This is a genomic window from Rahnella selenatireducens, assembly GCF_046449555.1.
Classification (GTDB): domain Bacteria; phylum Pseudomonadota; class Gammaproteobacteria; order Enterobacterales; family Enterobacteriaceae; genus Rahnella; species Rahnella selenatireducens.
Genome location: NZ_JBKEZJ010000014.1, coordinates 17,545 through 43,428 on the forward strand (window position 1 = coordinate 17,545; position 25,884 = coordinate 43,428).

Genomic DNA, 25,884 nt, shown 5'->3' on the forward strand with positions numbered 1-25,884 from the left:
AGTGTACCAGAACCCGTTAGAAAGCCCCATCACCGATGGTGATTCAGCATATTGCAAAGATTCACAGATCGAATCAGTAAGCCCCTGTGGAAACTCTGCCACCTTTAATTATTCACGCGGGTTCAGCGCCTGTTCTTCTTCCGCATCAGAGGTATCGGGCAGAGATGCGGTATCTTCCGGTTCATTTTCCGCTTTCGCTATCTCCGCCAGAGACGGGCTGATAGGCCGTTTAACTTCGACCCCCAGAGCACGGAAACTTTCAACCTGCCCTATAAGGTTACCACGGCCTTGCGAGAGTTTATTCATCGCTGAGCGATAACTTCCCTGCGCTTTGTCGAGGCTTTGCCCCATCGACTCCATGTCATCCACGAACAACCGCAGTTTGTCATACAAACGGGCGGCGCGATCGGCAATGCGTTTGGCATTCTGGCTCTGATGTTCATAACGCCATAAATTACTGATTGTACGCAAAGCCACCAGCAGCGTGGTCGGGCTGACAAGCATAATATTGTGACGCAGTGCTTCGCTGATCAATTCTGGCTCCCGGTCGATAGCCAGTAAAAAAGCGGGCTCAACGGGGATAAACATCAGGACGTAATCAAGGCTGCGCAAACCGGGAAGCTGCTGATAATCTTTACGGCCCAGCAGGCGGATGTGCCCGCGAACGGACGCGATATGCTCATTCAGCGCCGCATCACGCTCGCTGTCATCTTCACTGTTGAAGTAACGCTCGTAGGCCACCAGCGTCATTTTCGCGTCAATCACCACGTCTTTATTTTGCGGCAGACGCACCACCACATCGGGTTGCATTCGGCTGTTCGTATCAACCTGTACGCTGACCTGCGTCTGATATTCGTAACCTTCGCGCAGGCCGGACGCCTCCAGCACGCGACTGAGCACCACTTCGCCCCAGTTCCCCTGCGTTTTATTATCACCTTTCAGCGCCTTGGTGAGGTTCACCGCTTCGCGCGCCATCTCAACGTTCAGCTGCTGCAGGTTACGGATTTCGTGCGCCAGCGTGTGACGTTCACGGGCTTCCTGACCAAAACTGTCCTGCACCTGACGGCGGAAACCATCAAGCTGCTCGCGCAGCGGCAGCAACAGTTTGTCGAGGCTTTGCTTGTTCTGTTCGTCGGCCCGGCGACCATTTTGTTCAAAAATACGGTTGGCCAGATTCTCAAACTGACTGCTCAGGCGCTGTTCGCTGTTGATCAGCAGACGCTGTTTGTCTTCTGCCGCCATACGCGTCTCGTCCAGCCGCGTAGAAACCTCGCGAAGCTCGGCTTCCTGAGCGCTGTTAATCTCACGCTGGGCACGTAATTCCTGATTTAGCTGTTCGCATTCATTTTGCCAGTGAGTCAGCAACTGCAACTTTTCCTGGCTGGCTGCCGCCGCGCTGTGCAATTTGCGCAGCTCAAGTTCCGCTTCACGCATTTGCTGCTGAACGGCTTGTCGCTCATTTTTGTGCGCGTCGTTTTCCGTCTTCACTTGCTCCAGCGAATGCTCCAGCAACCGACGCTGTGTTTCGTACTCTGCCTGCTGCTGCTGTTGCCGCAAACTAGCGACCAGCCAGCCGACTAACAGGCCGATTATCCCTGCGCCCAGGGCGAACAAAATGCTGATATCCACGCGTATTCCTTCTTAAAATCACTTGCGGTCACGGTAATAGCAGGCTGTATGGATGTCCAGTCTATTTTCAGCAGCATGACGCCTTTGCGAGACGTCTTCCAAAAAGGAATTTCTTCCGCCCGGCCCTCTTGAAGACGTCAGCGATGCAGCGCAGGATTCAGAACCAGCGGCTCAGCCATTGGATGCCAAAAGCGCCCGGCGCGAGAATGCCGAATGCCCAGATCAGCGCGGAGGTTACGTTTGCAATCTGGAAATACTTCTGCGGCATGCCACAAATCCCCGCAACCAGCGGTACTACGGCGCGAAGCGGGCCAAAGAAACGCCCGATAAATGCGCCCGGCATCCCCCATTTTTCGAAGAATGCATGCCCGCGAACCAGCATTTGCGGATGGCGGGAGAACGGCCAGAAATTCCCGACACGATCCTGAAAATGCGCGCCGATCCAGTAAGAAAGCCAGTCGCCGAAGAATGCACCGGCCGCCGCTGCCGCCCATATTGGCCAGAACGGAATGCCGGTTTCACCAATCAGCGCACCCAACCCTAACAGAATAAAAGTGGCCGGAAGGAGCAGCGATAAAAACGCCAGAGATTCGCCAAAAGCGAGGAAGAACACGATCGGCGCAGCCCATACCTGATGCGCGCGAATAAAGGTCGTTGTGTAATCCAGAAGGTCATGAACAGTCAAAAAGCAGTTCCTTTTGTCAGCGGTTTTGTGTCAGCGGCTTTTAATCAGCAGTTTTTTATCAGCAGATAAGTAGCCGGTTCGATAAATTATTTCAGACACTTTACTAACACGACCTTAACAGATCTGATTATCGGGGCAAAAAAATGGGCCGCCAGAGGCAGCCCACAGATGTGATGTGTTTGTTTTAGTATTTTTTAGATCAGGCGACGGGCGGCTTCTACAACGATTTTCACTGCGTGGCTTTCAGTCTTTTTCATCGTTTCCGCATCAGGAATTTCCTGCTGCGTACGGTTTACGATAACACCGGCAACCATACCTGCGCGCAGGCCCTGGCTTGCACACATGGTCAGCAGTGTGGCGGATTCCATTTCATAGTTCATCACGCCCATTTCCTGCCACTCTTTCATCGATTGTTTGAAGCGACGAACAACGCGGCCAGAGAAGGTGTCGTAACGTTCCTGACCCGGATAGAAGGTGTCAGAAGACGCGGTTACGCCGATGTGCGTTGAAGCGCCAACAGATTCTGCCGCCGCGACCAGCGCCGTGGTACAGGCGAAATCGGCGACAGCCGGGAATTCCATCGGCGCAAAGTGCAGGCTCGCGCCATCAAGTCGAACAGCAGCCGTCGTGACCAGAACATCGCCCACATTGATGTGCGGTTGAATAGCACCGGTCGTACCCACGCGCAGGAAAGTCCGGATGCCCAACTGTGCCAACTCTTCCACTGCGATGGACGTAGACGGGCCGCCGATACCGGTTGAACAAACGATCACAGATTTGCCGTCAAGCTCAGCACGCCATGAGGTAAATTCGCGATGAGAAGCCAGACGCACCGGGTTCTCCATCAGTTTGGCAATTTTCTCCACGCGCTCAGGGTCGCCGGGAACAATCGCCAGCGTGGCACCGTTTAAATCATTTTTGGCCAGGCCAAGGTGGAAAACTTCAGGCTGAGACATAACAAACTCCTCTGTAAGTAAGGTCATTTATTGGCAGGAGGAACACCCGGCAACTGTACTGAACATTGTGACGTCATTTCGTGACGGCAGTCACTATGATGTAACAACGAGAATCCTGCATACATTTAATTTGTGATGAAAATCACAAATTAAATGTATTACGCCGAAATTTTAAGCAGACTGATGCTTTGCCGGATGAAGTATTTTCCCGGACGGAGAAATAAAAGCAGGCGTTGCCATATCACTGATGAATGACGCCGCCTGCCGGTAAGGCTGATTAAAATTCAACTCAGGCCGGAACTGCTCCGGCTGCCGCACTGCGCGACCAGACGCGATGTTTTGCCATTTCTTTCAGGAACGCTTTCAGCAATTTTCCTTCCGCCTTTTCGCCTTCGATAATCCCGTCCTCCGGTACGTCATCCGTCAGCCCCAGCAGCGGTTTAAAGCGACGGGCGTCTCCGCTCAGCCCGATAACTTTCAGATGTTTATAGGCTTCAAGCACATAATGGCGGGAATCACCGTTCATCAGCAAAGCATCGATGTGGCCGTGAGGCACAATAACGGCGTCCACGGTAATGGACGGCGAACCGGCGAACGTGGCATCTACCGGCAATGTCGAACCATCATCGGCAATTACATTTCCCAGATGGCTGGCCAGAAGTTTGGGATGAACGCCCGCAGCCTGAAGCGCCTGCAAAGTTTCCAGCACATCTGCAGCATTAACGCCTTCGCCCAGCAGCACCGCCACCTGACGCCCTTTTATCGTCCCTTTTCCGCTGGCGTACAAACTCAGTGACGGATCTGCTTCCAGGCCATTAACCGGTTTCGGAGGCTTCACCTTTCTCGTTTGCGCCGAAAGTGTAATGCCCAGATTTTTCGCGACGATAGCCGCCAGAGTCTGGTCAACGTGCGCCAGCAAATCGACTACGCGTTCGCGGATATACGGCCGTACCACTTTGGATAACTCAAAGGAGAATGCCCCGGCGATATGGTCCTGCTCTACTGGCGTCTGACTCAGCCAGAACAGGCGCGGATGCGCATAGTATTCTGCAAATGATTCACTTCGCTGCCGGATTTTTACAGCATCAATACGCTCAGGGTAACTTTCAAATCCGCCTCCGGACGCAGCCGATGGCGTTTCTCGCGGCCAGTTATTGTTGATGGAATTCGGCTCGTAATTAGCCGGATTGGTATCTACATCCTGCCGGTGCATACCGTCACGCTGAAAGTTATGGTACGGGCAGGTTGGCCGGTTAATCGGGATTTCATGGAAATTCGGCCCGCCCAGACGGCTGATTTGCGTATCGGTGTAAGAGAACAAACGCCCCTGCAACAGCGGATCATTTGTAAAATCAATGCCGGGCACAACGTGTCCCGGGTGGAAAGCGACCTGCTCGGTTTCCGCGAAATAGTTGTCCGGATTACGGTTGAGCACCATTTTCCCGACAAGCTCCACCGGCACCAGTTTTTCAGGGATCAGCTTGGTCGGGTCGAGCAAATCGAAATCAAACTTGAATTCATCCTCTTCCGGGATCAGCTGAACGCCCAGTTCATATTCGGGATAATCGCCTGCTTCGATGGCTTCCCACAAATCGCGCCGGTGGAAATCGGCATCTTTCCCTGCCAGTTTCTGCGCCTCGTCCCACAACAGAGAAGCCTTGCCCGCCAGCGGTTTCCAGTGAAAACGGACAAACGTCGCTTTGCCTTTGGCATTCACAAAGCGGAAAGTGTGGATCCCGAAACCTTCCATCGTGCGGTAGCTGCGCGGAATGCCCCGGTCAGACATCGCCCAAAAAACGTTATGCAGCGTTTCGGGCTGGAGGGAAACATAGTCCCAGAAGGAGTCATGCGCGCTGGCGCCTTGTGGAATTTCGTTGTGCGGCTCGGGTTTTACGGCGTGGACAAAATCAGGAAATTTATGGGCATCCTGAATGAAGAAGACTGGCGTGTTATTGCCGACCAGATCATAAATCCCTTCATCGGTATAAAACTTGGTGGCCCAGCCGCGAATATCACGAACCGTATCTGCTGACCCTTTCGAGCCCTGCACCGTCGAGAAACGCACAAAGACCGGCGTTATTTTTTTCGGGTCGGAGAGAAAACTGGCTTTTGTGACCGCTTTCAGGCTGCGGTAAGGCTGGAAATAACCGTGCGCGGCGGCACCGCGCGCATGAACGATACGTTCAGGTATCCGTTCATGGTCAAAATGAGTGATTTTCTCGCGGAGGATGAAATCTTCCAGCAGCGTCGGCCCCCGGCTGCCAGCTTTCAGCGAGTTCTGGTCATCAGCAATTTTGGTGCCCTGATTGGTGGTCAGCGGCTGCTTCTCACCATTTTTTCGATGTCGCTCCAGAGCATCGAGTTTGGCGTTGGTGTTCTCCGGGCTTTTGGCACTGCCGGAGGCGGTCGGTTCTTTACCGGGCGGCGTGGGTTGCGGTGACACCTGATAAGCACTGTCGGATGGCGCGAGATTGCCCAGGCCGGGTTGAGAAGATTGACTGCCCGTGGCGGGGGCGAGGCTTACCGATTTTGGCTCACTTTTCTTGGTCGTTTTAGACGGTGATTTCGACATTGAACATGACTCCTCATGAAAGATTCGGACGTTCTATGGTTCTTCCCTGACATATTTCCTGTATAACTTTTAACTATAGAACATCTGTTCTGCCTTGCTGTTCCCGCTTTCCGGCTATAGTTTTAATCCATAGAGCCAGATTTCCGTATGGACACTTGCATGGAGACCACGATGAAAAAAGAAGAAGAATTACTGACACTGAAACAGGCTCCGACCAGCTTTGCCCCTGCCGTGACACCGGTTGCCAGCACGACTATTCATACCGACACCGACGGGCTTCACGCGGGTCAGACGACCATTCCTTCGCAGGGTGAAGATCTTCCCGCCTATCTCGCCCGGCCGGAACACTTCTCAGGAAAATTACCGATCATTCTGGTGGTTCAGGAGATTTTTGGCGTTCACGAACATATTCAGGATGTCTGCCGCCGTCTTGCAAAACAAGGATATCTGGCTATCGCGCCTGAGCTGTATTTCCGCCAGGGCGACCCGCGCAATTACACCGAAATCAGCGAGCTGTTCGAAAAACTGGTCAGCAAAGTGCCGGATCAGCAGGTACTTTCCGATCTCGACCACACCGCGCACTGGGCATCGCAGCACGGCGGGGATATTTCCAAACTGGGGATTACCGGTTTCTGCTGGGGTGGCCGGATTGCCTGGCTGTATGCGGCGCATAACCCGCAATTAAAAGCGGGCGTGGCGTGGTACGGAAAACTGGTCGGCAACAAAACACTGACCAGCCCGACCAACCCGGTTGACCTTGCCGCTGCGCTTGATGCGCCGGTTTTAGGTTTGTACGGCGGCCAGGACACCGGCATTCCGCTTGACACAGTCGAAACCATGCGGCAGGCCATTCGCGCGGCCAATGCCAATGCAGAAATCGTCGTCTACCCTGAAGCCGGACATGCTTTTTATGCCGATTATCGGCCGAGCTATAACGCCGAAGCCGCTCACGATGGCTGGCAGCGAATGTTGGATTTCTTTACACAGTATGGCGTGAAGTGATCATCAAGACTGCATGAAAAGATCCCAAATGTCAGAAGCCCGGCAGGTTTTCCTGTCGGGCTTTTTAACTTGCAGATTTAGATTATTTGCAGATTCAGAGTCGCAGCCATATTTAACGCAGCGACAACTGGCCGAATGCCCCCTGCCAGTCTTCTTCGAATTTAACTACCGCCGCCTGAACCGCCGGTGCGCTGACAAACTGCTCGGCGACGTCCACCGGAATTGTTATGGACTGGCATCCGGCCAGCAGACAATCAAGCGCCTGACGCGGCGTTTTGAAGCTGGCAGCCAGCACTTTGGCGTGCGGTGCATGCAACGTCAGCAATTTCTGCAATCGCGTCACCATCTCAATCCCGTCTCCGCCCTGCGCATCGAGGCGGTTCACGTACGGCGCAACATATTCCGCCCCTGCCAGCGCCGAAAGCAGCCCCTGACCTGCGCCATACACGGCGGTTCCCAACGTCGGAATTTTTCGGGTACGCAGGATTTTAATGGCTGCCAGCCCTTCCGCCGTGACCGGAACTTTCACCACCAGCCCCGGAACGCGTGAATGAAGCAATTCGGCTTCTTCAACCATTTGTTCGGCCTGATTTGCCAGCACCTGCGCAAACAGTTTCCCTTCACCGCCTAAAGCATCACGCAGCGCGGGCAAGACTTCCCATAATGACGTACGGGCTTTTGCCACAATGCTCGGGTTTGTGGTCACGCCCTGTAACGGCAAAATGCGGGATAAACGTTTTACTGCGCTAATGTCAGCGGTATCCAGATACAGTTCCATACCCTCTCCTGTCAGAGTTCAAGCTCTTGTTTCAGCAGCGTTTCAATCTGCGCCGCCGTGGTCGAATTCATCAGTGCATCCCGGAAACTGTCATGCATGATCCGGCGCGCCAGCTTTGAGAAAATCCGCATATGCTGATCGCCTGCCGCGTGCTTATTGAGGGTCAGCATGATGACAAACTGCGCTTCTTCATCGCCCCACTGTACCGGTTCAGGCAACTTCGCGACGCTGATCGTCGATTGTTCAATGTGTTCTGATTTAGTATGCGGGATAGCAAAACCGAAACCCAGTCCGGTCGAAAATACGGCTTCACGAGCCCACACATCTGCTGCCAGTTTTCGCGGATAACGACAACGTCCGGCCAGCATCAGGTTATCGACCATGCCTTTTATGACTTCCTCTTTGCTGCGCCAGTCCGCATTGAGCGCCACGCATTCTGTGGTGATCAGCGGTGCATCGTTCACAGCCATACGGAACTGCGCCAGCAAATGTTCAACCTCAAGCGACGTGCGGCCTTGCATGGCACGGTTGAGCAACTGACGGCATTCCCGGCTGTCGAGTTTTGCCAGCCGCGCTTTCGTCACCGGCACCGACGGCGCACTCATGCTGATTTCATCCAGCCCGAGGCCGACCAGCAGCGGCAATACGGAACCTTTTGCGCCCAGTTCCCCGCATAAGCCAATCCATTTTCCGTGGCGATGCACTTCGCGTACGACGTGATCAAGACCGCGCAGGAATGCCGGATTCAGGCTGTTGTAATGACGGGTAACTTTGGCGTTATCGCGGTCGACAGCAAGCAGGTACTGCGTAAGGTCATTGCTGCCGATACTAAAGAAATCAATCTCTTCGCAGCACTGATCGATGATGAACATCACCGACGGGACTTCCAGCATGATCCCGAACGGGATTTTTTCATCAAACGGAATCTGTTCATTGCGCAGAGACTGTTTGGCCTCCGCCAGCCGGTCTTTCACCCATAAAATTTCTTCCATGGAGGAAATCATCGGGATCATGATTTTCAGCGGGCCGTGTGCGGAAGCACGCAAAATAGAGCGTAACTGCGTGAGGAATAAAGGCAGGAACTCCTGATAAATACGGACAGCGCGGTAGCCCAGGAAAGGGTTGTTTTCAGCCGGAATATTCAGGTAATTAACCGGCTTATCGCCGCCAATATCCATCGTGCGGATAATAATGGTTTTGCCTTTTGCTGCTTCCGTTGCCTGACAATAAATGTTGTACAGCTCATCCTCAGAAGGCGCGCTCGCGCGATCCATATAGAGCATTTCCGTCCGGAACAGCCCTACCGCTTCGGCACCGTTACTGAACGCCGCGTCGGCTTCGACCGAATGCGCGATATTCGCCGCGACCTCCAGGCGCACGCCGTCGGCGGTGTAACCCGGTTTATCAAGATAGGCACTCTGCTGCTGCCGCAATGTCTGACGGACACGTTCTTCCTGACGGTAATAGCGCCTAACCGGCTCACTGAGCGCACAAGCCACCAGCCCAAGATCGCCGTCAATCTGCACATCCTGCCGCAGATATGCCTGTAATGGCTGCGGATCGACCCCAACCAGCGTGGGAATATTGAAAGACCTCGCGAGGATCACCGTGTGCGATGTGCTGCCACCGCTGCCGAGCAGTAATCCTTTAAGGTGTTGTTTATCCAGTTCGAGAAACTGGCTTGGCGTCAGTTCATCCGCCAGACAAATGCTCGCTTCACTCAGTTTTTGCTGGGACGCAAAACAATCCTCGCCATAGATTTGCTGCAACAGCTGGAAGCTGACGTCACGAATGTCCAGTTCGCGTTCACGCAAATACGCACTGGAAGATTGCGCAAGCTGCTCGCTGAAATGCAGGGCGGTTTCCACAATGCTTTGTGCACAACTTTTCCCTTCCATAACATGCTTATGCAGCGCGTCACGCAGGCTGTTATCGCGCAGCAAAGAACGGTGCGCTTCCAGCACGGCGGTTACCGTGCCATTCCCTGCCATCAGCTGAAGTTCGATGGATTTCTCCAGGGCCGCCAGCCCGTAAGAAAGCAAACTTTGTTCTTTATCCGTGCCTTGCGGCTCAGGTAAATCCGTCAGCGTCGCCAGATTCACGCGGGCAAGGCTGATCAGTTTCCCCAGCGTACAACCTTCACTAACAGAACGGGCGCGAAAAATCAGCGGGGAAAGATGTGCCAGGGATTCAGGAAGAGGTTCCCGCTCCACCTGATCATCATGCTCAGGCAGGGCTTCATCACACAGCGGAAACTGGTATTCAATAAAATGCACCAGCGCGGCATACGCCGCTTCTTCGTCTTCCCCTTCCACGGTGACATGGCATTTATCACCCAGCAAAATATCCGCGCCAATCAGCGACAAAACACTTTTGCCATCGGCTTTGCGGTCAGAACGGGCATTGTGCCAGTGAAAAGCAGAATCAAATCCATTGCATAGAGTTTCAATATGGCTGGCCGGACGGGCATGAACACCATTTACCAGTACGCAGGTGAAGCTCAACTTCTTGGTCATTTCTGAATCCTCATCCCAAATTCCGGCGGATAAACCGGCTCATTGCAGAATAAGAGTCTCGCGGACCAACTTGCTACCAGACAAAAATGACAAACACTGGACAAATGTAATGTACGTCGCTTTTTGCGAGGCAGCTCACACTGCGTTCTGACGTTAAAACCTCCCGTCGACTCGGGTTATTTGAACCTGCTCGCATTTTTGAACTGAGCTTACAAAAGTCCAGTAAAACACAAATTTGTCCACTATTAGCGCCCATGACGACGGCCTATTGTGGTCGTCAATATCCTTTCAGCTTCCGAGGTTTTGCTGAAAAGGACGTTCCGTTATTTTCGCCCGACACCGGAGCCCGCCATGAAAGAATTGCTTAATATTCTAAAAAATACCCGTCAGCACCTGATGACTGGCGTATCCCATATGATCCCTTTTGTGGTCGCGGGCGGCATTCTGCTGGCGGTCTCCGTCATGCTTTACGGCAAAGGTGCCATGCCTGACGCAGCGACCGATCCGAATCTGAAAAAACTCTTTGATATTGGTGTCGCCGGTCTGACGCTGATGGTGCCTTTCCTGGCGGCTTACATCGGTTATTCCATTTCCGACCGCTCTGCGCTCGCGCCTTCAGCCATCGGTGCCTGGGTCGGCGCTTCCTTTGGTGCGGGCTTCTTCGGCGCGATAATCGCCGGTCTTCTCGGGGGGATCATCGTTTTCTATCTCAAGAAAATCCCGGTGCCGAAGATCCTGCGTTCCGTGATGCCGATCTTTGTGATCCCGATTATCGGTACCTTACTGACGGCGGGCATCATGATGTGGGGGCTGGGCGAACCGGTCGGGCTGCTGACTTCCTCGCTGACCCACTGGCTGCAAGGTATGCAGCAGGGCAGCATTGTCGTGCTCGCGATCATTATGGGGCTGATGCTGGCCTTCGATATGGGCGGGCCGGTCAATAAAGTCGCCTATGCCTTTATGCTGATTTGCGTGGCGCAGGGCGTTTATACCGTCGTCGCAATTGCCGCCGTCGCGATCGCCACACCACCGCTGGGGTTGGGTTTCGCCACGCTGATTGGCCGCAAATACTATTCCACTGAAGAACGCGAAGCCGGAAAAGCCGCCCTGCTGATGGGATGCGTCGGCGTCACTGAAGGCGCAATCCCTTTCGCCGCTGCCGACCCGCTGCGCGTTATTCCTTCCATTATGGTGGGCTCCGCCTGTGCGGCGGTGACCGCTGCGCTGCTGGGCGCCGAATGCTATGCCGGCTGGGGCGGGCTGATTGTTCTGCCCGTCGTAGAGGGAAAACTCGGTTATATCGCAGCCCTGCTGGTCGGCATGGTTGTGACCGCCGTGTGCGTCAACGTACTGAAGTATCTGGCTGCCAAAAAGCAGTCGGCTAAAAAGCATCAGGAATCAGACCTGGATCTGGACTTCGAAATTAACTGACCTCAGACGTAAAACTAAAGGTGAAAATCATGACCAAAATTATTGCTGTCACTGCCTGCCCGTCCGGCGTCGCTCACACCTATATGGCCGCCGAAGCGATTGAACGTGCGGCTAAAGCCAAAGGCTGGGAATGCAAAGTCGAAACTCAGGGTTCTATTGGCCTGGAAAATGAACTGACCGTGGAGGATGTCGTCGCCGCCGACATGGTGATCCTTACCAAAGACATTGGCATCAAATTTGAAGAACGCTTTAAAGGCAAAGTGGTGGTTCGCGTGGCAATCAGTGACGCCGTGAAACGCGCTGACGCCATTATGGAAAAAATCGCGGCACACCTCGGCAGCACGGCGGCCGCGGATTAATTACAAGGAGAATAAGATGACTTCCCGCATCGAACGTCTGAAAGCCGCACTCTTCGCCAGTCCGCGTGAAATTTCGCTGGAACGTGCCCTGCTATATACCGAAAGCCATCGGAGCACCGAAGGCGAATGCACGCTGCTGCGCCGCGCTAAAGCAACGGCTTACATTCTGGACAACGTTGAAATTTCCCTGCGTGAAGACGAACTGATCGCTGGCAATCGTACGGTAAAACCTCGGGCGGGAATCGTCTCACCAGAAATGGATCCTTACTGGTTGATGAAAGAACTGGATGCTTTCGCAAGCCGTCCTCAGGATCGTTTCAACATTTCAGAGCAGGATAAACAGGTTTACCGCGAGCAGCTTTTCCCTTACTGGGAATCCCGCTCAATGAAAGATTTCATTAACCAGCAAATGCCGGAAGACGTTAAGGCAGCGACCAAAACACAGATTTTCAGTATCAACCAGACCGACAAAGGCCAGGGGCACATCATTATTGATTACCCGCGCTTGCTGAATTCAGGGCTGGATGATCTGGTGTCTGAGTTACAACAGCACGTTGAGCAGGAGCCGGAGAATACGTTTTATCAGGCGGCACTGATTCTCCTGCAGGCTGCTCAGCGCCACATTCTGCGTTATGCCGCGCTGGCGACGCAGATGGCCGGTGAATGCAAAGACGTCGGAAGAAAACAGGAACTGGAACGCATTGCCGCCATCTCTGCGCATATTTCCGGTAAGAAGCCACAGGATTTCTATCAGGCATGCCAACTGTTCTGGTACATGAATATTATTTTGCAGTACGAATCCAACGCCAGTTCGCTGTCGCTCGGACGCTTCGATCAGTACATGCTGCCGTTCTACCAGCATTCTCTTTCACACGGCCAACAGCCGGAGTTTTTGAAAGAGCTGCTGGAAAGCCTGTGGGTGAAATGCAATGACATCGTGCTGTTACGTTCGACGTCGAGCGCCCGATATTTCGCCGGTTTCCCAACGGGTTATACGATTTTACTCGGCGGTTTAACCGAAACGGGGCGCAGCGCGGTCAACGTGTTGTCATTCCTGTGTCTGGACGCTTATCAGGGCATCTGCCTGCCGCAGCCCAATCTCGGCGTGCGGATGAACGAACTGATCGACCGCCCTTTCCTGCTGAAAACAGCCGAAACTATTCGTCTCGGCACCGGCATTCCGCAAATCTTCAACGATGAAGTGGTGGTTCCGGCCTTCCTGAACCGTGGCGTGAGCCTGGAAGATGCCAGGGATTATGCGGTCGTCGGCTGCGTCGAATTGTCTATCCCAGGGAAAACGTACGGGCTGCATGACATCGCGATGTTCAACCTGCTGAAAGTCATGGAGTTAACGCTGCATGAAAACGAAGGAAATTCTGCGATTAACTATACTGAGCTGGTGGAACAGATCCGCCAGAAAATCAGCCACTACGTGAAACTGATGGCGCAGGGCAGCAATATCTGCGATATCGGCCACCGCGACTGGGCACCGGTTCCGTTGCTGTCGTCTTTCATTGAAGGCTGTCTGAAAAGCGGGAAAGACATTACTGCCGGTGGCGCGCGCTATAATTTTTCCGGCGTTCAGGGCATCGGCATCGCAAACCTCAGTGACTCACTGCATGCGCTGAAAGGACTGGTGTTTGATCAGCAACGCCTGAGCTTTGATGAACTGATCGCCTCGCTGAAAGAGAACTTCGCCAGCGAAGAAGGCCGCGCGATCCGCGCCCGACTGATCAACCGCTTCGAGAAGTACGGCAACGACGTCGATGAAGTTGACCTGATAAGCGCCGACTTGCTGCGTTTTTATTGCAAAGAAGTCGAACAGTACCGCAACCCGCGCGGCGGTCAGTTTACGCCGGGGTCATATACCGTTTCCGCTCACGTCCCGCTCGGCGCAGTCGTCGGTGCGACGCCGGACGGGCGCTTTGCGGGCGAGCAACTGGCCGACGGCGGCCTTTCGCCGATGCTCGGGCAGGATCATCAGGGGCCAACCGCGGTACTGAAATCCGTCAGCAAGCTCGACAACACACTGCTCTCAAACGGTACGCTGCTGAACGTGAAATTTACGCCATCAACGCTGGAAGGTTTACAGGGTCTGAATAAGCTGGCTGATTTTCTCGGCGCCTTCACCCGGCTGAAATTACAGCATGTTCAGTTCAACGTGGTGAATGCAGAACAGCTTCGCGAAGCGCAAAGGCGTCCGCAGGATTTCGCTGGATTAGTGGTCAGGGTCGCCGGATACAGCGCGTTCTTTGTCGAACTGTCAAAGGAGATTCAGGATGACATTATCGGCCGCACCGCGCACCAGCTCTGACCTGCGGATCCCCACGGTCAACGGAGCTTGTGAAACCGCTGAAAAATCCCTGATGGGACGCATCTTTAATATTCAGCGTTTTTCTCTCAATGACGGTCAGGGGATCCGCACGATGGTTTTCTTCAAAGGTTGCCCGCACCGCTGCCCCTGGTGCGCCAACCCGGAATCCATGTCGCCCCGGATCCAGACCATCAAACGTCAGGCGAAATGCCTGAACTGCCGGACCTGTTTGCAGGATCCGCAGGAATGCCCGAGCGGGGCGCTGGAATATGTAGGCGAAGACATTACGCTGTCAGCGCTGATGTCCCGTCTGCTCAAGGATGAAGTTTTTTTCCGGTCATCCGGCGGCGGCATCACACTTTCCGGTGGCGAAGTGTTGATGCAGCCGGTTTTTGCACGCGCGTTGTTGAAAGAATTACAGGGCCTTGGGATCCACACAGCCATCGAAACCGCAGGCGATGTCCCGCGGGATCATTTACTTTCGGTGGTTGATCACTGCGATCAGGTTTTATTTGATTTCAAAATCATGAACGCCACGCGGGCCCGCAACCTGCTCAACATGAATCAGCACCGGGTACTGGAGAATTTTCAGGCACTGACCCAACGCAATGTGAAAATACTTCCGCGCGTTCCCCTGATCCCCGGCTACACGCTGACACAGGAAAACCTGCGTCAGATTCTGGATTTCCTTAAACCCTTCAACTTAAATGAAATCCATCTGTTACCCTTCCACAAATACGGGGAAGCAAAATATCCTTTATTAGGGAAAAACTATTCGATGCACAAAACACCGGTGCCGGATGCCGTCGCACTTGCACCATTGCGTGCGATGGCTGAAAGCGATGGGTATACCGTGACGATGGGTGGGTAAAATTTCCAGCTACGGGGAGCGGCAAATGTCATTAAAACTGGTCGGAGTCACGGCCTGCATCAGCGGTGTCGCACACACGTATATGGCGGCGGAACGCCTTGAAAAGCTGTGCTTGCAGGAAAAATGGCAGGTGAAAGTAGAGACGCAGGGCGCGCTGGGTGTCGAGAACGTACTTTCGGAAAGCGATATTGCTCAGGCGGATATCGTTTTGCTTATCACGGAGATCCAGCTGGAAAACAGTGACCGTTTTACTCACAGCCGATGCGTACAGACAGGTATTCACACTTTTTTGCGCACCCCGGATAAAGTCATGGCCGCCGTGAAAAAGATCGCCGCATCTCCGCAGGGTACGCACATCGTTCTCGCATAATAGTGGCCGTCAGCGCGTTTACGGCTCCAGACTCTCAAACTGGCTGCGATACTGGCGGCGGTATTCAGAAGGGGAACGTTCGGTGTTTTTCTTAAACTGGCGGCAAAAATAGTTGCTGTCGATATACCCGCAGGCATGGGCGACTTCTTTCACTTTCATGTCATACCCTTTCAGCAGATTTTTTGCCTGCTCCAGCCGCACATAGTTCAGGTATTCGTTCAGCCCAATCCCGCCGCTTTTTTGAAACAAATGTGACAGATAATTCGGTGAAATATAAAACGCTTTGGCGACCGAATCCCGCGTGAGCGGTTCGCGGTAATGATCTTCGATATGCTGGCGTATCGCGCCGAAGAGCGCCTGACTGCGTGAGGCGGTATGCGCAGAGGAACTGAATAAATCCAGCGCGTGGCTCAGTAAGCCTTTTACCAGGAAGCGTGCCGTCAGCTGATCCGACCGGTGCCATGCCAGTTCATTGAGCGCCTGCAACATAAAAGCCCCTACGCGCGGCCCGCGCCTGCCGGTATTGCCTTTTTCTCGTGAATCAAACTGCTTTCCGTCCCAGCCGAGCAGGCTGAAACCCAGCTGTTGTTTGCCAAATAACAGGCTCAGCGTACAAACCGGCTTTTGCCACAGCGGGTTATTCCAGCCTTTTGCAGGCACGAATAACACATCCCCCGCCTGCATCCGCACAACCTGATTCACGCCCTGCTCATTTTCACATTCCATCACCTGCTCCCCTTCAAGGATGAGTTCCAGACGGGGAAAAACTACCTGATACGCCAGCTCCGGCACCGGATGCTGGGCACCGGCAAAAAAGACCTGCCGGATCCCTTCAGGGTGTTCAAGTACCGGAGATAAAACGGAAAAAAGAGGGTGCGTCATGTTCAGATTACCTGTCAGCGGAATCACGCCATCATAACTAACCTGCCGCGCGGACAGAAAAGGAAGTCACAAATTTGCGAGGAGTGCCGGGAAAACCGCTGAAACGAACATAAAAAAAGGGGCACCGTGCCCCAAAACGTTTCAGCAACAACACAACATCATCAGAGATTTTCTGCGCGCAGACGCTTGGCGGCTTTCACCATGTTTTCCAGCGATTCGCGGGTTTCCGGCCAGCCGCGGGTTTTCAGGCCACAATCCGGGTTTACCCACAGGCGCTCTGCCGGGATACGATCTGCCGCTTTGCGCAGTAAATCTTCAATCCATTCCACACTTGGCACGTTCGGTGAGTGAATGTCGTAAACGCCCGGCCCGATTTCATTCGGATATTCGAAGTCTTTGAATGACTCCAGCAGATCCATATCGGAACGCGAGGTCTCGATGGTGATGACGTCGGCATCCAGCGCGGCAATAGAATCCATGATGTCGTTGAATTCGCAGTAACACATGTGGGTGTGGATCTGCGTGTCATCACTGGCAATTGCGGCATTCAGTTTGAAGGCATCAACTGCCCAGCGCAGGTACGCCTTCCATTCTGAGCGGCGTAGCGGCAGGCCTTCGCGCAGTGCCGGTTCGTCAATCTGGATGATGCCGATACCGGCTTTTTCCAGATCTTCCACTTCGTCGCGCAGCGCCAGACCGATTTGCTTCGCGATGGTTTCACGGCTGACATCTTCACGCGGGAACGACCAGCAGAGAATCGTCAGCGGGCCGGTCAGCATGCCTTTCACCGGTTTTTCGGTCAGCGATTGTGCATATTTCGCCCACTCAACGGTGATCGCTTCCGGGCGGCTGACGTCGCCGATGATCACCGGTGGTTTGACGCAGCGGGAACCGTAGCTCTGCACCCAGCCGTTTTGCGTGAATACAAAACCGTCCAGATGCTCACCGAAATATTCCACCATGTCGTTACGTTCAGCTTCGCCGTGAACCAGTACGTCAATGTCCAGACGCTCCTGTTCCTTAATAGCCTGGCGGATGTGTTCGCTGATGCCGGTGCGATATTTGTTGTTGTCCAGACGACCTTGTTTGAAGTCCAGACGCAGGCCCCGAATTTCAGTAGTTTGCGGGAACGAACCGATTGTGGTCGTCGGCCATGCAGGCAGATTAAAGCGGGCACGCTGTGCAACGGCACGCGCCGTGTAAACGTTTGGACGTTCAATGTCCGCCGCCGAAATCGCAGCAACACGTTTGCCGACGGCCGGGTTATGAACACGCGCAGATTCGCGGCGGGCGCGGATTGGCGCGCTGTATTCCGCCAGTTTTTGCTGTGCTTCTGCAGTCGGGTTGTTCAGTGCTGAGGTCAGCAATGACAGCTCGGCGCATTTTTGCAGGGCAAAGGCGAACCAGCTTTTCACTTCTTCATCCAGACGGCTTTCAACGCTTAAGTCGATCGGGCTGTGCAGAAGCGAACATGAGCTGCCGATCCAGACATTACGGCCCTCAATCAGCGGCTTCAGGCGGTCAAACCAGGTGCTCAGATCCGCACGCCAGACGTTACGGCCATTAATCACGCCCAGAGAAATCAGCCAGTCTTTTGGCAGCGCGTTAATGACGGTTTGCAGGTCGTCGCGACCAGCAACCGCATCAATGTGCAGACCCTGAACCGGCAGTTGGCGGATAGTGTCGAGGTTGTGGCCGACGCTGTCGAAATAAGTCGTCAGCAACAGTTTGATTTGGCTTTGTTGCAGCGCGGTGTAAGCCGGTTTGTATGCATCCAGCCATTCCTGCGGCAATTCCAGAACCAGTGCAGGTTCATCAATCTGCACCCATTCGATGTTACGTTTGGCCAGTTCAGCCAGCACCTGCTGGTAAACCGGAAGAATGTCGTTGAGCAGTGAAAGGCGGTCAAATTGCTCGCCTTTCACTTTGCCGAGCCACAGGTAAGTCAGCGGTCCGAGCAGGACAGGTTTCACTTTGTGGCCGAGCGCCAGTGCTTCATCCACTTCTTCCAGCAGCTGTGTCCAGGTCAGTTTGAATTTCTGACCCTTCACAAACTCCGGCACCATGTAGTGATAATTGGTGTTAAACCATTTGGTCATTTCCGCAGCGGCAGCCGGTTTACCGGTCGGTGCGCGGCCACGGCCAAGACGGAATAAGGTATCGAGATCGACAGAACCGTCGGCATTCTGGTGACGTGCTGGCACGTTGCCCAGCAGTAGGCTGGTGGTCAGAACGTGATCGTACCAGGCAAAATCGCCCACCGGCACCTGATCCACGCCTGCTTCAGTTTGTTGTTTCCAGTGACGGGCGCGCAGTTCACGTCCGGTTGCCAGCAGTTCTTCCTGAGTGGAGTGACCTGCCCAGTAGCTTTCTTGTGCTTTTTTAAGTTCACGACGCAGACCAACGCGTGGAAAACCCAGAGTGTGATTCAGTATCGTCATCTTTTTAATTCCTGTTTAGCCGTCCAGATGTTTACACATCCATAATCCGCAGGTACTGTATATTCCACAAGCGCAAATTATTCATGTCACAGTGAAGGACTCTCATGATCGAACTGAAACACCTGCGAACGTTGCAAGCACTGCGCAACACCGGGTCACTGGCCGCCGCCGCCTCGCAGCTTCATCAGACACAATCGGCCCTGTCGCACCAGTTCAGCGACCTTGAGCAACGGCTGGGTTTCAGGTTGTTCGTGCGGAAAAGCCAGCCGCTGCGGTTTACGCCACAGGGCGAAATCATGCTGAATCTGGCAGAACAGGTGCTGCCGCAAATCCAGCAGGCGCTACAGGCGTGCAATGAGCCGCACCAGACTTCACTGCGTATTGCGATTGAATGTCACAGCTGTATTCAGTGGCTGACGCCCGCGCTGGATAACTTCCACCAGACCTGGCCGCAGGTGGTGATGGATTTCAAATCCGGCGTGACGTTTGACCCGCAACCCGCGCTGCAACAGGGCGAGCTGGATATCGTGCTGACCTCCGATATTCTGCCGCGCAGCGGTTTGCATTATTCCCCGATGTTCGATTACGAAGTCCGTCTGGTGCTGGCCCCGGATCATCCGCTGGCGGCTAAAACCGTGATTACGCCGGAAGATCTGAGTACGGAAACCCTGATGATTTATCCGGTTCAGCGTCAGCGTCTGGATATCTGGCGGCATTTTCTGCAACCGGCAGGCGTCAGCCCATCGCTGAAAAGCGTTGATAACACATTGTTATTGATTCAGATGGTGTCGGCGAGAATGGGAATTGCGGCGTTACCGCACTGGGTGGTGGAGAGTTTTGAGCGCCAGGGTCTGGTCGTGACCAAAACCCTGGGTGAAGGTTTATGGAGCCGTCTGTTCGCCGCCGTGCGCGACGGCGAGCAGCGTCAGCCGGTGACCGAAGCGTTTATTCGTTCGGCGCGGCAGCACGCGTGCGATCATCTGCCGTTTGTTCGCGATGCGGCACGACCCAACGCCGGTGTACCCACAGTGAGGACATAATCACCGCAGCGCCGATAATAAAACTCGGCCAATGAGGCTGCTGTTGCCAGATCGCCAGATTGACCAGCAGCCCGGCCGGGACGTGAAAGTTGTTCATAATCCCCAGCGTTCCGGCGTCCACCTGCGTGGCCCCGTAGTTCCACATGAAATACCCGATCCCCGACGCGCCAATCCCCAGCCACACCAGAATGCCCCATTGCAGATCCGTGGTTGGCAGTTTTTGCGGATTCCCCCACAGGAACCAGGCCACGACGGCACACATCAGCGCACCGATATAGAACCACGAAAACGCAGTGTGTTGCGGCATCGGGCGGGTTTCCATCAGGCGTTTATATCCCACCTGACCGATGGCAAAACAGATGTTCGCCGCCTGCACCAGCAACAGGCCGATGATGAAATGTTCGCTGATGTGGTCGTAACGGATAATCGCCGCACCGGCCACCGCCAGCAGCGCGCTCAACGCGTAGCCAATACGGATTTTGCGCCCGCTGATCAGGTCATAAATCAGCGTCACATACAGCGGCGTCATCACCGTAAACAGCAGGAATTCCGGCACCGACAGGTACAGATACGCTTCAAAGCTGATGAGATACATGATGCCAAGCTGCATCGCACCGACCGCCATATACAGCAAAATGGTTGTGAGCTGATGGCCTTTCCAGCGCAGGAACGGCAGGAATACCAGCGCCGCCAGACCCAAACGGACCAGCACGGCGAAGACGCTGTCGACCTGTCCGGCGAGATAAACCCCGATCAGGCTGAACGAAAAAGCCCACAAAATAGTGGTAATAATAAGTAAAGGCACGGCAGTTGAGCCCTAAAATGTAAGAGATGCACAATTGTAGCGGAATGCGGGTAACCGCGGCGCGTGAAGGTGGTTTACATATGGTCAATTATAGAGCAAACGAGAGCATCCCCACGCTTTGAGGGATTCGTGCCCTGAAATCTCACACCCGTTGGTGTGATGGCATACACTTAAGGAATGACCGGAAATGGAGAATAACCAAATGAAATTCATGCATGGAATCATCGCCGCCCTGCCGCTGTTGTTCGCCGTACAGGCCGCCAGCGCAGCCGAGAAAGTGCCTAATCCTAACGATCCGCTGCTGACCAATCCGTCACAACAACGGATGCAGCAACAGCAGCAGGTTAACCAGCAGATGCAAAAGCGTCAGCAGGAACAGGATTTGCGCAGCAGCCAGCAACAGCAGCAACTCAGGCTGAAATCCCAGATTCAGAGCAACCAGCAGCGCTTGCAGATCCAGCAGAATAACCAGACGCTGAATCAGAAGTTGAATCAGACGCCTTAATTCTTAATACCGGCAGAGGCACGCAGTGCCTCTCTTTCCTCTAAAAAAATATTCCCGCAAATTTTATTACATCAAAAAATTATTTCACGTTTCTTCTATCACGACCTGAAATTGTTTATCCCTTTCTGATCAAAATTATTATTAAGGTTTTTAGTTTCTCTGGCCGATAAGGAAAAAGAAGCTCTGCCACTAAAACGCAGGGTTGTGTATCCTTATGTCTTATTCTCGATAAGAGAAATATCAATTTAAAATTCTTTGACAGTGATTTATAAAATAAAAAGGGAAATTATTAGATGAAAGCTTCAATAGGGATTACCGTCGTTACCGCCAGTTTATTATTATCCGCCTGTTCCACCCCTAAAACAGAAAAAATCACTGCCGCCAATGGCAGCAGCATCGGGTTATATTCTGGTTTCGCCTCGGCTGATTTAAATAATAACCGTGCACCTGACGTAGTTTTGCGTGAAGTGACTCCCGCTTATACTGCCGCGGGCGTCGGGCTTAACGTACTGACATCAGTGCTTTCGGGCGGTATCGCGGTAAACACGTTCAGTAAGGAAAATCTGAAGGGGACTAAAATTGATGCCCTTCCGGAACCAACTTCAGCTTATCTGACACCAAGAGCCAAGCCGCTTATTGCCCGCTGGCTAGAGAAGAATGGCAACGGCCACCAGTATAAAAACAATCTGAATATTGTCGCTGCACAATGGCTGCTGGTTTATAAAGACCTTTCATCGGCTAATTCAGATTACGAATTACGTTATACCGTTAAGTTCTACAAAAAACCGGAAGACGCGAATATGTTCTCCGCCTGGGTAATAGCGGAATGTACGCCGCCGGTAGTGGCAGCACCTCTGGCCGACTGGCATGCAAACAACTATGCGCTGGTCACCAAAACTACCGAGAAATATATGGATTCCTGTCTGCTTGAGCTGGATAACCAGTTGCCGCGACTGCTGAAACACTGATTATTCTGTTTCGGAAAAACAATTAAGGCGCGATTATCGCGCCTTAATTTTTTAGCAGCATCGGCTTACTTAAAATCTTTACTCAAAATCCGGCCCGATCACATCAATCTTATCCGTACAGATGCAATCCACGCCCCAGCGCAGCAACTCGCGGGCGCGGTCCGGGTTATTCACGGTATACACCAGAATATGCAGCCCGGCGGCTTTGATTGCTTTCACGCGTTCTTCGTTAAGCAGTTTGTGATTGAGATGCAGTGACGCGCATTCCAGTTCGTCGGTCAGCGCTTTCCAGTTTTCGTGCCACGTGTCGATCAGTAAACCGCGCGGAAGCTCCGGGGCGGCTTTTTTGGCGGCGACCAGTGCATCGAATTCAAAGGAAGAAAGCAGCGGCGGCACAGCCTGATTTTTCCACAGTTCACGGGCGGCCAGCGCGACGTCGGTTCCGGTTTTTTCATCCAGCCCGGTCGTCGGTTTGATTTCAATATTTGCCATCATGTTGTGGCGCGCACAACGCTCGGCGACCTGCGACAGCAGCGGGAGTTTTTCTCCTTTGAACTCTGCGCCATACCAGTCACCGGCATCGAGACGTTCGAGTTTTTCCCACGGTAATTCCCCCGCCACGCCCCAGCCATTACTGGTGCGGTTCAGCGTGTCGTCGTGCAGTAAGAAAATTTCCCCACCCTCCGCCAGTTTGGCGTCAAATTCGATCATCGTGTGACCGTATTTCGCGCCTACGTCGATAGCGGCCAGCGTATTTTCCGGTGCCAGAGCACCGCCACCGCGGTGCGCCACAATGCGAGGATAAGGCCAGGTTTTCATGTTCATTCCATCCGTAATCCGCTGTTGGTATCGAAAAAGTGTAACGCTTTCGTCGGGAAAACCAAGCGTAACAGCGAACCGGCAGCAGGAAATACTTCATGCGATAAACGTACCACAACGCCGCTGCCCGCCAGTTTGCCATGCGCCAGATTATCTGCGCCCAGCAATTCCAGCGTATTGAGCACCATCGGAATGCCGTTTTGTGTTTCGTCCGTGAGCAGAATATGTTCAGGGCGAATACCTACCGTCAGTTCGCGGCCGCCCCATTCCGGGCGCGGAACCGGCAGCGGAAGCTCAAAACCGCCTTCCATCACCAGCGAAGTGCCGTCAGTGGTCAGCTGACCGGGCAGTAAATTCATGGCCGGAGAACCGATAAAGCTGGCGACAAAAAGGCTGGCCGGACGGCGATAAACTTCCGACGGCGTACCAATCTGCTCGGCGATACCTTTGTTCATCACGATGACGCGTTCTGCCAGCGTCATCGCCTCAACCTGATCGTGCGTGACATACAAACTGGTGGTACGCAGACGGCGGTGCAAATCCTGTAATTCGAGGCGCATCTGCACGCGCAATTTGGCATCAAGGTTAGAAAGCGGTTCATCGAACAGGAAAACCGCCGGTTCACGCACAATGGCGCGCCCCATCGCGACGCGCTGACGCTGGCCGCCGGAAAGCTCGCGCGGTTTGCGTTTCAGCAGCGGGCCGAGTTCGAGAATTCGCGCCGCTTCTTCCACACGCGCGTGGATCTGCGCCTTGCCGAAACCGCGGATTTTCAGGCCGTACGCCATGTTGTCGAACACGCTCATGTGCGGATACAACGCGTAGTTCTGGAACACCATCGCGATACCGCGATCTTTCGGTTCCAGATCGGTGACGCGCTGGTCGTTAATGTAGATATCGCCGGACGTCGTGCGCTCCAGCCCGGCCACCATGCGCAGCAGCGTGGATTTCCCGCAGCCGGAAGGCCCGACCATCACGATGAATTCACCGTCGGCGACGTCCAGATCAATGCTCTGGATAATCTGGTTTTTGCCGTCGTAAGACTTGGTCACTGCCTGTAATTTCAAATTTGCCATTTCGGTTTACTTCTCACTGTCTACCAGACCGCGCACAAACCAGCGCTGCATCAGGAGCACCACCGCCAGCGGTGGCAATAAGGTCAGGATCATGGCTGCCATCACCTGATTCCATTGGGTCGAGCCGTCGCCTGAGGAGATCATGCTTTTAATCCCCGCCACCGCCGTGCCCATCGAGGCATCGCTGGTGATCAGAATCGGCCACAGATATTGGTTCCAGCCATAGATAAAGGTGATGACGAACAGCGCGGCCAGATTGGTTTTGGACAGCGGCAGCACGATGTCCCAGAAGAAACGCATTGCGCCCGCGCCGTCGATACGCGCCGCTTCGAGCAGCTCATCCGGCAGGGTCATGAAAAACTGACGGAACAGGAACGTTGCGGTCGCCGACGCCATCAGCGGTAACGTCAGGCCGGTGTAGCTGTCGAGCATATGCAGATTAGCGATCACCTGAACGGTCGGGAAAATACGCACTTCCACCGGCAACATCAGCGTCATGAAAATCAGCCAGAAGAACAGGTTACGCAGCGGGAAACGGAAATAGACAATCGCATAAGCCGAAAGCATCGAGACCGATATTTTCCCGACGGTAATCACCATCGCCATAATAAAACTGTTGATCAGCAGGCGGCCAAACGCCGGGCTGTTATTGCCTGCGCCCTGCGTCCAGATGGTACTGATGTTTTCCCACAAATGGCCGCCGGGGATCAGCGTCATCGGCACGTCGAAAATCTGTTTGTTATCCAGCGACGCCGCGACAAATGCGACGTACAGCGGGAACAAAATCACCAGCACGCCGAGCAGCAACATGAGGTGGCTGAAAATATCCAGCCCTCTGCGATTTTCAATCATTGGTAACGCACCTTACGCTCGACAAAGCGGAACTGAATGAACGTCAGGCCGATCACCAGCATCATCAGAATGACGGACTGCGCGGCGGAACTTGATAAGTCCAGACCGGAGAAGCCTTCGCGGTAGACTTTGTAAATCAGGGTCGTCGTTGCCTGAACCGGGCCACCGCCTGTCGCGGCGTCAATCACCGGGAAGGTATCAAAGAAGGCGTACACCAGATTCACCACCAGCAGGAAGAAGCTGACCGGCGAAATCAGCGGTAACACCAGATTGAAGAAACGTCGCACCGGACCTGCGCCGTCGATAGCGGCCGCTTCCACCAGCGATTTCGGGATCGACTGCAACGCCGCCAGAAAGAACAGGAAGTTGTAGCTGATTTGCTTCCAGACCGACGCGAGGACGACCAGGAACATCGCCTGACCGCTGTTTTGCGCGTGGTTCCAGTTGTAACCGAGGGAGCCGAGGAAATGCGAAATCAGGCCAAGGCCGGGACTGAACAGAAACATCCATAATACGGCGGCCACGGCGGGCGCAACGGCGTACGGCAGGATCATCAGCGTCTGATAAATCCGGCTGCCGCGAATAACGTGATCGACCAGCGCGGCGAAAAACAACGACAGCACCAGCCCGAAAAAGGCCACCATAAAGCTGAATTTCAGCGTGGTGTAAAAGGAGTCGAGATAGTACGGATCCTGGAACAGCTGCGTGAAGTTCGTCATGCCCGCAAACGTGCTGGAAAGCCCGAACGGATCCAGTGTCTGCACCGAATACCACAGCGCCTGCCCCGCAGGCCACAGGAAGAATATCGCGGTGATCAGCAGCTGCGGCAAGACCAGTGCGTAAGGCAGCCAGCTGCAACCAAAACCGGGACGGTGTGAACTCATAATGGTTTACTCGTTGATACGGTGGCGGGTTTAGCTCCTCCCCCTGTGAAGGGGGAGGCTGGGAGGGGGTTTAGCAAACGACTGAGTTGTCATTAATACCCCACCCTAACCCTCCCCTTCGCAGGGGAG

General features: G+C 53.9%; 22 protein-coding genes. 9 read left to right on the plus strand and 13 right to left on the minus strand.

All coding sequences use genetic code 11. The features are described 5' to 3' along the window. Nucleotides 1-108 precede the first annotated feature (108 nt). From rmuC to katE, 4 genes are all read right to left on the minus strand, one after another. Nucleotides 109-1,629, minus strand: coding sequence for a DNA recombination protein RmuC (rmuC, locus tag ACLBVC_RS19970; RefSeq protein WP_410151082.1), 1,521 nt, complete (start codon nt 1,627-1,629; stop codon nt 109-111). 157 nt (nt 1,630-1,786) lie between these two features. Further along, nucleotides 1,787-2,314: a DedA family protein gene (locus ACLBVC_RS19975; RefSeq protein ID WP_410151083.1), complete on the minus strand. Its 528-nt coding sequence runs from the start codon at nt 2,312-2,314 to the stop codon at nt 1,787-1,789. 194 nt (nt 2,315-2,508) lie between these two features. Next, a complete protein-coding gene (udp, locus tag ACLBVC_RS19980) occupies nt 2,509-3,270 on the minus strand; it encodes a uridine phosphorylase (RefSeq protein ID WP_410151084.1) in 762 nt (253 codons plus the stop codon). Between the two features lie 289 nt (nt 3,271-3,559). Continuing rightward, nucleotides 3,560-5,842 carry a catalase HPII gene (gene katE / locus ACLBVC_RS19985; RefSeq protein ID WP_410151085.1) on the minus strand — a complete coding sequence of 761 codons (2,283 nt, stop codon included), beginning with the start codon at nt 5,840-5,842 and terminating at the stop codon, nt 3,560-3,562. A gap of 171 nt (nt 5,843-6,013) precedes the next feature. Here katE and ACLBVC_RS19990 point away from each other — a divergent pair, with 171 nt between their 5' ends. Next, complete coding sequence (locus ACLBVC_RS19990) at nt 6,014-6,844, plus strand: dienelactone hydrolase family protein (protein WP_410151086.1); 831 nt, start codon at nt 6,014-6,016, stop codon at nt 6,842-6,844. A gap of 112 nt (nt 6,845-6,956) precedes the next feature. On the opposite strand, the gene fsa is transcribed toward ACLBVC_RS19990, so the two are convergent. Further along, nucleotides 6,957-7,622, minus strand: a complete 666-nt coding sequence (gene fsa, locus ACLBVC_RS19995; protein ID WP_410151087.1) for a fructose-6-phosphate aldolase — start codon at nt 7,620-7,622, stop codon at nt 6,957-6,959. An 11-nt stretch (nt 7,623-7,633) separates the two neighbouring features. Continuing rightward, entirely contained in the window at nt 7,634-10,138 is a 2,505-nt protein-coding gene (gene ptsP / locus ACLBVC_RS20000) for a phosphoenolpyruvate--protein phosphotransferase (RefSeq protein ID WP_410151088.1), read from the minus strand. Nucleotides 10,139-10,489: 351 nt separating this feature from the next. Between ptsP and ACLBVC_RS20005 the strand changes: the two genes are divergently transcribed. From ACLBVC_RS20005 to ACLBVC_RS20025, 5 genes are read left to right on the plus strand one after another with little or no spacing between them, the layout of a single operon-like run. Then, nucleotides 10,490-11,569 carry a PTS fructose transporter subunit EIIC gene (locus ACLBVC_RS20005; RefSeq protein ID WP_410151089.1) on the plus strand — a complete coding sequence of 360 codons (1,080 nt, stop codon included), beginning with the start codon at nt 10,490-10,492 and terminating at the stop codon, nt 11,567-11,569. A gap of 29 nt (nt 11,570-11,598) precedes the next feature. After that, nucleotides 11,599-11,928 (plus strand): PTS fructose-like transporter subunit IIB, encoded by a 330-nt coding sequence (locus tag ACLBVC_RS20010; RefSeq protein WP_410151090.1) that lies wholly within the window; start codon nt 11,599-11,601, stop codon nt 11,926-11,928. Nucleotides 11,929-11,944: 16 nt separating this feature from the next. After that, on the plus strand, nt 11,945-14,242 hold the full coding sequence (locus ACLBVC_RS20015; RefSeq protein ID WP_410151091.1) for a formate C-acetyltransferase: 2,298 nt from the start codon (nt 11,945-11,947) through the stop codon (nt 14,240-14,242). Continuing rightward, a complete protein-coding gene (locus ACLBVC_RS20020) occupies nt 14,208-15,113 on the plus strand; it encodes a [formate-C-acetyltransferase]-activating enzyme (RefSeq protein ID WP_410151092.1) in 906 nt (301 codons plus the stop codon). The genes ACLBVC_RS20015 and ACLBVC_RS20020 overlap by 35 nt, the downstream gene beginning before the upstream one ends. Before the next feature lie 25 nt (nt 15,114-15,138). After that, nucleotides 15,139-15,483 carry a PTS fructose-like transporter subunit IIB gene (locus ACLBVC_RS20025; RefSeq protein ID WP_410151093.1) on the plus strand — a complete coding sequence of 115 codons (345 nt, stop codon included), beginning with the start codon at nt 15,139-15,141 and terminating at the stop codon, nt 15,481-15,483. 18 nt (nt 15,484-15,501) lie between these two features. On the opposite strand, the gene ACLBVC_RS20030 is transcribed toward ACLBVC_RS20025, so the two are convergent. Together ACLBVC_RS20030 and metE are read right to left on the minus strand one after the other, a co-directional pair. Further along, on the minus strand, nt 15,502-16,365 hold the full coding sequence (locus tag ACLBVC_RS20030) for a helix-turn-helix domain-containing protein (RefSeq protein ID WP_410151094.1): 864 nt from the start codon (nt 16,363-16,365) through the stop codon (nt 15,502-15,504). 161 nt (nt 16,366-16,526) lie between these two features. After that, a complete protein-coding gene (metE, locus tag ACLBVC_RS20035) occupies nt 16,527-18,806 on the minus strand; it encodes a 5-methyltetrahydropteroyltriglutamate--homocysteine S-methyltransferase (protein ID WP_410151095.1) in 2,280 nt (759 codons plus the stop codon). Between the two features lie 104 nt (nt 18,807-18,910). Between metE and metR the strand changes: the two genes are divergently transcribed. Next, complete coding sequence (gene metR / locus ACLBVC_RS20040) at nt 18,911-19,846, plus strand: HTH-type transcriptional regulator MetR (RefSeq protein ID WP_410151096.1); 936 nt, start codon at nt 18,911-18,913, stop codon at nt 19,844-19,846. On the opposite strand, the gene ACLBVC_RS20045 is transcribed toward metR, so the two are convergent. Next, nucleotides 19,752-20,651, minus strand: coding sequence for a carboxylate/amino acid/amine transporter (locus ACLBVC_RS20045; RefSeq protein ID WP_410151097.1), 900 nt, complete (start codon nt 20,649-20,651; stop codon nt 19,752-19,754). The genes metR and ACLBVC_RS20045 overlap by 95 nt on opposite strands. 187 nt (nt 20,652-20,838) lie before the next feature. Here ACLBVC_RS20045 and ACLBVC_RS20050 point away from each other — a divergent pair, with 187 nt between their 5' ends. Further along, on the plus strand, nt 20,839-21,156 hold the full coding sequence (locus ACLBVC_RS20050) for a DUF2756 domain-containing protein (RefSeq protein ID WP_410151098.1): 318 nt from the start codon (nt 20,839-20,841) through the stop codon (nt 21,154-21,156). A gap of 293 nt (nt 21,157-21,449) precedes the next feature. Then, nucleotides 21,450-22,124, plus strand: a complete 675-nt coding sequence (locus tag ACLBVC_RS20055) for a hypothetical protein (RefSeq protein WP_410151099.1) — start codon at nt 21,450-21,452, stop codon at nt 22,122-22,124. A gap of 78 nt (nt 22,125-22,202) precedes the next feature. Here ACLBVC_RS20055 and ugpQ read toward each other — a convergent pair whose 3' ends face one another. Genes ugpQ through ugpA form a run of 4 tightly spaced genes read right to left on the minus strand, consistent with a single transcriptional unit; the run spans nt 22,203 to nt 25,755 of the window. Continuing rightward, complete coding sequence (gene ugpQ, locus ACLBVC_RS20060) at nt 22,203-22,943, minus strand: glycerophosphodiester phosphodiesterase (RefSeq protein ID WP_410151100.1); 741 nt, start codon at nt 22,941-22,943, stop codon at nt 22,203-22,205. Between the two features lie 2 nt (nt 22,944-22,945). Further along, entirely contained in the window at nt 22,946-24,019 is a 1,074-nt protein-coding gene (locus tag ACLBVC_RS20065) for a sn-glycerol-3-phosphate import ATP-binding protein UgpC (protein ID WP_410151101.1), read from the minus strand. 6 nt (nt 24,020-24,025) lie between these two features. Then, on the minus strand, nt 24,026-24,871 hold the full coding sequence (ugpE, locus tag ACLBVC_RS20070) for a sn-glycerol-3-phosphate ABC transporter permease UgpE (protein ID WP_104924086.1): 846 nt from the start codon (nt 24,869-24,871) through the stop codon (nt 24,026-24,028). Continuing rightward, on the minus strand, nt 24,868-25,755 hold the full coding sequence (gene ugpA / locus ACLBVC_RS20075; protein WP_195825739.1) for a sn-glycerol-3-phosphate ABC transporter permease UgpA: 888 nt from the start codon (nt 25,753-25,755) through the stop codon (nt 24,868-24,870). The genes ugpE and ugpA overlap by 4 nt, the downstream gene beginning before the upstream one ends. Nucleotides 25,756-25,884 lie beyond the last annotated feature (129 nt).